This window comes from Rhizobium sp. Root1334, assembly GCF_001426665.1.
GTDB lineage: Bacteria > Pseudomonadota > Alphaproteobacteria > Rhizobiales > Rhizobiaceae > Pararhizobium.
Genome location: NZ_LMEY01000021.1, coordinates 1 through 6551 on the forward strand (window position 1 = coordinate 1; position 6551 = coordinate 6551).

5 protein-coding genes and 1 pseudogene are annotated in these 6551 nt (G+C 60.8%); 5 read left to right on the forward strand and 1 reads right to left on the reverse strand.

The genetic code is table 11. From position 1 onward, the window contains the following. The 4 genes from ASD36_RS31180 to ASD36_RS18470 all read left to right on the forward strand — a co-directional run. Window positions 1-338 (forward strand): hypothetical protein (locus tag ASD36_RS31180; RefSeq protein ID WP_210173794.1); only part of this gene is annotated, 338 nt, incomplete at its 5' end. Continuing rightward, window positions 277-1095: an ImuA family protein gene (locus tag ASD36_RS18460; protein ID WP_244489858.1), complete on the forward strand. Its 819-nt coding sequence runs from the start codon at window positions 277-279 to the stop codon at window positions 1093-1095. The genes ASD36_RS31180 and ASD36_RS18460, both read left to right, overlap by 62 nt. Next, on the forward strand, window positions 1028-2368 hold the full coding sequence (locus ASD36_RS18465) for a DNA polymerase Y family protein (RefSeq protein WP_244489859.1): 1341 nt from the start codon (window positions 1028-1030) through the stop codon (window positions 2366-2368). Before ASD36_RS18460 ends, ASD36_RS18465 begins: the two co-directional genes overlap by 68 nt. Continuing rightward, a complete protein-coding gene (locus tag ASD36_RS18470; protein WP_060511811.1) occupies window positions 2368-5631 on the forward strand; it encodes an error-prone DNA polymerase in 3264 nt (1087 codons plus the stop codon). Before ASD36_RS18465 ends, ASD36_RS18470 begins: the two co-directional genes overlap by 1 nt. Window positions 5632-5695: 64 nt before the next feature. Here ASD36_RS18470 and ASD36_RS18475 read toward each other — a convergent pair whose 3' ends face one another. After that, window positions 5696-5899 carry a cold-shock protein gene (locus ASD36_RS18475; RefSeq protein WP_060511813.1) on the reverse strand — a complete coding sequence of 68 codons (204 nt, stop codon included), beginning with the start codon at window positions 5897-5899 and terminating at the stop codon, window positions 5696-5698. A gap of 131 nt (window positions 5900-6030) precedes the next feature. On the opposite strand from ASD36_RS18475, the pseudogene ASD36_RS30280 reads away from it, so the two are divergent. Then, window positions 6031-6261 (forward strand): annotated as a pseudogene (locus ASD36_RS30280) (ISNCY family transposase); the annotation flags it as partial. Window positions 6262-6551 lie beyond the last annotated feature (290 nt).

The following is a 6551-nucleotide window of genomic DNA, read 5'->3' on the forward strand; positions in this document are numbered from 1 at the left end:
CCGCACGGCTTGCATTCGACGGTAATCACCGTTCCCTTGAAATCTCTGAGCGTCAGCAGGCCGGCCATATCTCTATTTTCTCATCCACGAAATTTTTCGTCACATTCCGCATCGGATTGAATCTGCTTGATGAATCGATTGCGCAACAGCCGCGTTGTGATGATCACTGCAGTCCACCCGATTCTTGCCCGTTGACTCATCACCGCTTAAGGAACAAAAACAGAACATATCAGCCTTTTCTGGGCTACGCAAATGCACTCTTGACGTTGGAAACCGATGCCAATCACTGCCGCCAACCCCGTCATTTCCGAGCTTCAAGACCGCATCCGGCGGCTTGAAGGCGGAGCTGCGCGCAAGGGCGAGGTGCTGTCGTTCGGGATTGCCGAGATCGACGCAAGGCTGCCCGGTGGTGGGTTGGCCTGCGGCGCCTTGCACGAAGTGGCCGGTGGCGGCGCTGATGCGGTGCATGGCGCCGCCGCCGCGCTGTTTGTCGCAGGGATTGTCGCGCGCACAAAGGGCGACATCCTTTGGTGCCTGACACGGCCGGATCTGTTTGCGCCGGCATTGGCGCAGGCGGGGCTCCATCATGATCGGGTGATCTATGTCGAGGCCGACCGGGAAGAGGACGTGCTCACCAATTTCGAAGAAGGCCTGCGTTTTGGCGGGCTTGGCGCCGTCGTTGCCGAGCTCGTACGCCTGCCGATGACCGCCTCGCGGCGCCTGCAACTGGCGGCCGAGGCTTCGGGAACGATCGGCATTGCGCTTCGACGATGGCGGCGCCCGACGGAGGCAGCAGACATCGGGCAGCCGACGGCCGCCACGACGCGATGGCGCATCAGCGTCCTGCCTTCCGAGCCGCTTCCCGTGCCGGGCATCGGCCGGGCACGGTGGCTGGCGGAATTGATCAGAGCAAGAGCGGGAGAAGCCGCGGAATTTGAAATAGGTGCCTGCGATGCCACGGGTCGTATCAGTCTTTCCCGTCGCGGCAATCGACGCCGCAGCATTCAAGGCGGGTGTGCGGATCGGCATGCCCGCCGCCAAAGCCCAGGCGATGATATCCGGCCTGCATCTGGTCAATGCCGACCCGAACGGTGACGCCGCGGCGATCGAGCGCCTGGCGCTGTGGATGCTTCGCCAATATACGCCGGTGGTGGCGATCGACAGTCCGGACGGCATCGTCATGGATACCGAGGGTGCCGACCATCTGCGCGGCGGCGAGTTGCCGATGCTGACTGGTCTTGTCAACGCTCTGCGAGGACATGGTCTTCAGGCCCGCGGCGCCATCGCCGATACCTGGGGCAGCGCCCACGCCATTGCCCGTGCCACGCGGCGCGAGGTGATCATCGTCCCAGTCGGTGAGACGGCCAAGGCTGTCGTCAACCTGCCGATTTCCAGCCTTCGCCTGCCGCCCGACATCGTCAGCGGCCTGGCCGTGCTCGGATTCCGGACCGTGGGCGAACTGTCGGCAACGCCGCGGGCGCCTTTGGCTTTGCGTTTTGGGCCGGGGGTCGGCCGCAGGCTTGATCAGATGTTCGGGCGCGTCGTCGAACCGATCGATCCCATTCGCACAGCGGACCTGATCGAAGTGATCAGATCCTTTTCCGAGCCGATCGGGGCGGCCGAAACCATCGCCAAATACATCGGCAAGCTGGTGGTCGAACTCTGCGCCGCGTTGGAGACGCACGGGCAGGGCGTTCGCCGCGCCGATCTGATCATCTATCGCGTCGACAACACATTGCAGTCCCTGCGCGCCGGCACGGCAAAGCCGGTGCGCGATATTCCCCGTCTGACAAAGCTTCTCTGTTCCAGCATCGAAAACATCGATCCCGGTTTCGGCATCGAGAAACTGTCTCTTGCCGCGACGATGATCGAACCGTTCGAGGAGAAGCAGTCCATCTCCTCGCTGGTCGAAGAAACCATCGTCGACGTCACACCGCTGCTCGACAGTTTTGGAAACCGTGGCCAACGCATGTACCGGCTGGCGCCGGTCGAAAGCGACGTTCCCGAGCGCAATGTCGGGCGCGTCTCCCCCGTTTCCGAAAAACTCGGTCAGGCCTGGCCGACCCGCTGGCCCCGGCCGAGCCGGATGCTGGCGCACCCGGAACGGATCGAGGTCATTGCACTCACACCCGATCATCCGCCGGCATCCATGACCTGGCGGGGAAAACGCCGGCGCATCAAGCGTGGCGACGGGCCGGAACGGGTATTCGGCGAGTGGTGGGTCCGTTCCTCCGAGATGGAGGCGGTCAGGGATTATTATTCCGTCGAGGACGAGGACGGCAATCGCTTCTGGGTCTATCGCTCCGGCGACGGTGTGGACCCCGCAACCGGAACGGCCAAGTGGTTTTTGCACGGGATCTATGGCTGATGCGCTACGCTGAACTCCAGGTCACCAGTCATTTTTCCTTCCTGCGTGGTGCATCCGGCTGCGATGAGCTGTTCGCCACGGCCCAGGCACTCGGCATTGAAGCGCTCGGCATCGTCGATCGCAACAGCCTTGCCGGCATCGTGCGCGCCTGGGAAGCGGCGAAAGAAACCGGTGTGCGGCTGGTCGTTGGCTGCAGGCTCGATCTGACCGACGGCATGTCGATGCTGGTCTATCCGACGGACCGGGCGGCCTATTCGAGGCTATGCCGCCTGCTGTCGCTCGGCAAGGAGCGGGGCGGCAAGGGTAACTGCATCCTCGATCTGACGGATGTGGGCCTTTACGCAGAGGGACTGCTCGCTGTCTTGATCCCCAATGAGGCCGATGATGCATGTGCCGTGCAGCTGCGCAAGGTTAGGGAGATCTTTGGCGACCGCGCCTATATGGCACTGACGCTGCGCCGGCGGCCGAACGACCAATTGCGCCTGCATGAGCTCAACAGTCTGGCGATCCGGCACAAGGTTCGGCCTGTTGTCACCAATGACGTGCTGTTTCACGAGCCGGGCAGGCGGCAATTACAAGATGTCGTCACCTGCATTCGCCATCGTACCACCATCGACCGGGCCGGCTTCCTGCGCGAACGGCATGCCGATCGTTTTCTCAAGCCGCCGGAGGAAATGCACCGGCTGTTCAGCCGCTATCCAGAAGCTCTCGCCCGCACCCGCGAGATTGTCGACCGCTGTCGTTTCGACATGAACGAGCTCACCTACCAATATCCGGAGGAAGCAATCATCCCCGGGCTGACGGCGCAGCAGACGTTGGAAAAAGTCACCTGGGAGGGCGTTCGCGACCGCTACCCCGAGGGGGTGCCTGACGACGTGGTGAAGACCCTCAATCACGAACTCGACCTGATCCGCAAGCTCGACTACGCGCCGTATTTCCTGACGGTTTACAGCATCGTCCGCTTTGCGCGATCTCAGGATATTCTTTGCCAGGGTCGCGGAAGTGCCGCCAATTCCGCCGTCTGTTACGTGCTGGGGATCACGGCGATCGATCCGGCCGCAAACGATCTGCTGTTCGAGCGCTTTATCTCAGCCGAGCGCAACGAGCCACCCGACATCGACGTCGATTTCGAACATGCCAGGCGCGAAGAGGTGATCCAGTGGATCTACAAGACCTATGGCCGCCAAAAGGCTGCGCTTTGCGCCACCGTCACCCGCTACCGTTCCAAGGGTGCGCTTCGCGATGTCGGAAAGGTGCTCGGCCTGCCCGAAGACATGATCACGGCGCTGTCTTCAGGCGTCTGGGGTTGGAGCAAGGAGGGCGTCGGTGAAAAGCAGGTCAACGAGCTGAACATGAACATGTCCGACCGCCGCCTGCGGCTGACATTGGAGCTGGCGCAGCAACTAATGGGCGCGCCGCGTCACCTGGGCCAGCATCCCGGCGGCTTCGTCCTGACCAATGACCGGCTCGACGAACTGGTGCCAATCGAGCAGGCCCGGATGGAGGATCGCCAGACCATTGAATGGGACAAGGACGATATCGAGGCGCTCAAGTTCATGAAGGTGGACGTGCTGGCCTTAGGCATGTTGACCTGCATGGCCAAGGGCTTTGCATTGCTGGAAGAGCACAAGGGAGTGAAGCTTGATCTCGCCACTATCGAGCAGGAGGACCCGGCCACTTATGCGATGATCCGCAAGGCCGACACGCTCGGCACCTTCCAGATCGAATCGCGCGCGCAGATGTCGATGCTGCCGCGGCTGAAACCCCAGACCTATTACGACCTGGTCATTCAGGTGGCCATCGTTCGTCCCGGTCCGATCCAGGGCGACATGGTGCATCCTTACCTGAGAAGGCGCGAAGGCAAGGAGGCGGTCGTCTATCCCAAGCCGGAACTGGAGGCTGTTCTCGGCAAGACGCTGGGCGTGCCGTTATTTCAGGAGAGCGCGATGAAGGTGGCGATCGTCTGTGCCGGCTTTACGGCCGGCGAGGCCGATGCGCTAAGGCGTTCAATGGCGACATTCAAGTTCACCGGCGGGGTCAGCAAGTTCAAGGACAAGCTTGTCCAGGGAATGGTGAAGAACGGCTACACCGAGGATTTCGCCGAAAAGACCTTCTCGCAGCTCGAGGGCTTTGGCTCCTACGGCTTTCCGGAAAGCCATGCCGCCTCCTTTGCCCTCATCGCCTACGCCTCCTCCTATGTGAAATGCCATTATCCGGATGTGTTCTGTGCCGCCCTCATCGACGCGCAACCGATGGGATTCTACGCGCCGGCGCAGATCGTCACCGATGCCCGAGCCCACGGGGTTGCGATCCGGCCGGTCTGCATCAATCGTTCGCGGTGGGACTGCACGCTCGAAGAGATCGATGGGACCGACCGCCATGCCGTGCGTCTCGGGATGCGCCTGGTCAGGGGGCTGCCTGAACAGGATGCGGCAAAAATCGCGGTGGCGCGGGGCGACGAACCCTTCGTTTCCATCGACGATATGTGGCGGCGCGCCGGTGTGTCATCGGCCTCCCTGGTCAAGCTGGCCGAAGCCGATGCGTTTCGACCGGCTCTCAAACTTGAAAGACGCGATGCGCTGTGGGCGATCAAAGCCTTGCGTGACGAACCCCTTCCGCTGTTTGCCGCGGCTGCCGATCGCGAGCGGGCGGTGATCGCCGAGCAGCAGGAACCGGATGTGGCGCTTCGGCAGATGACGGAGGGTGCCAATGTCGTCGAGGATTACGGGCATACGGGAGTCACTCTGCGAGCCCATCCCGTCAGCTTCCTGCGCGAGGATCTCGCCCGCCGAAACATCGTCACCTGCGCCGAGGCAACCTCTGCCCGCGACGGTCGCTGGCTGATGACGGCGGGTCTTGTTCTTGTCCGCCAGAAGCCGGGAAGCGCCAAGGGCGTCATGTTCATGACCATCGAGGATGAGACAGGCGTTGCCAATATCGTCGTATGGCCGAGCCTCTTTGAAAAGCAGCGTCGCATCGTGCTCGGATCCTCAATGATGGCGATAAACGGCAAGATTCAGCGGGAAGGCGGCGTTGTGCATCTGGTGGCGCAACGGATGTTCGATCTGACCAGCGATCTGTCGAGCCTAGGCGAGCGGGACAGTTTCAGGCTGCCGACGGGGCGAGGGGATGAGTTCGCGCATGGATCACCGGGCAGTCCGGACAGTCGCGAGCGGGGGCCAGTGGGTGTGAAACCGCGGGATATGTTCGTGCCCGATTTGCACATCGATACGCTGAAAGTGAAAAGCCGGAATTTTCAGTAAATCTGCAAACGTAGAGTGCAGTTAGCCTGCCAGTTTATAGGCAGGCTAATCGACTCGTCAACGGTCAGAGTACGCTGACGTTCTCGGCCTTGGACTTTCCGGTCTTGCGATCCTGCCCAACCTCGAAGCTGACTTTGTCACCTTCTCTCAGCGACCCGCCTTGCTGCAAAGCAGACACGTGCACGAAGACATCCGTTCCGCCAGTCTCCGGTGTGATGAAACCAAATCCCTTGTCATCATTGAAAAATTTAACAGTACCGGTCGGCATGACAGTTCCTCTTCAATTCCCGCGGCCATTTGACTCTGCGATAGGCTTTTTATAGCGCGATTGCTTGATCAACAACGGCCAACAGGGCGATAGTGGCATCGAAGCTTATTTTAGAGGGGATGGCTATTTGGCTGTTCATTCTCAATCCGAGCGAGATTTCGAGGCCTCTGGCGGGCCAGAAGGTGATTGTCTGCGATTATCCGGACGGGCGGGTCGAGATTATGCATGAGACCTTCACCCTACCTTACAGGACCTTTGACACCTTGGGCTCGGTGTAATGCCCCGAGGTGGTCGACAACAAGCGGTCGGACGACATGCTGTCGGTCGTTGCCGAGATGCAGGCCGAAAGAGAACAGCAACGCATTATCACGCGCCCCAGCTCCGCCCTAGCAACAGGGATCAGCCGGCCGGATCGGGGGCTGACCGGCAGAGCAAGCCGGACGCCAATGTCGCATCTAACTGGCCAGAACCGTCGCAGCCCTATTCGGCTTTGACAGCTCATAACGTTCATTTTAATGATTTACGCTAAAAGATAGCAGTGCGAATTTTCAATTTATCTGGGACAGAACTTGTAAAACAACCACCGCTGGATTCGAGCTTACGCGCCATCGTAGCGGCCGATCATACGACGCAACTGCGTGTTCTGCTCAAG

Coding starts and splice junctions, on each gene's coding strand:
- ASD36_RS18460 (WP_244489858.1), top strand. CDS start 277: ATGCCAATCACTGCCGCCAACCCCGTCATTTCCGAGCTTCAAGACCGC.
- ASD36_RS18465 (WP_244489859.1), top strand. CDS start 1,028: ATGCCCGCCGCCAAAGCCCAGGCGATGATATCCGGCCTGCATCTGGTC.
- ASD36_RS18470 (WP_060511811.1), top strand. CDS start 2,368: ATGCGCTACGCTGAACTCCAGGTCACCAGTCATTTTTCCTTCCTGCGT.
- ASD36_RS18475 (WP_060511813.1), bottom strand. CDS start 5,899: ATGCCGACCGGTACTGTTAAATTTTTCAATGATGACAAGGGATTTGGT.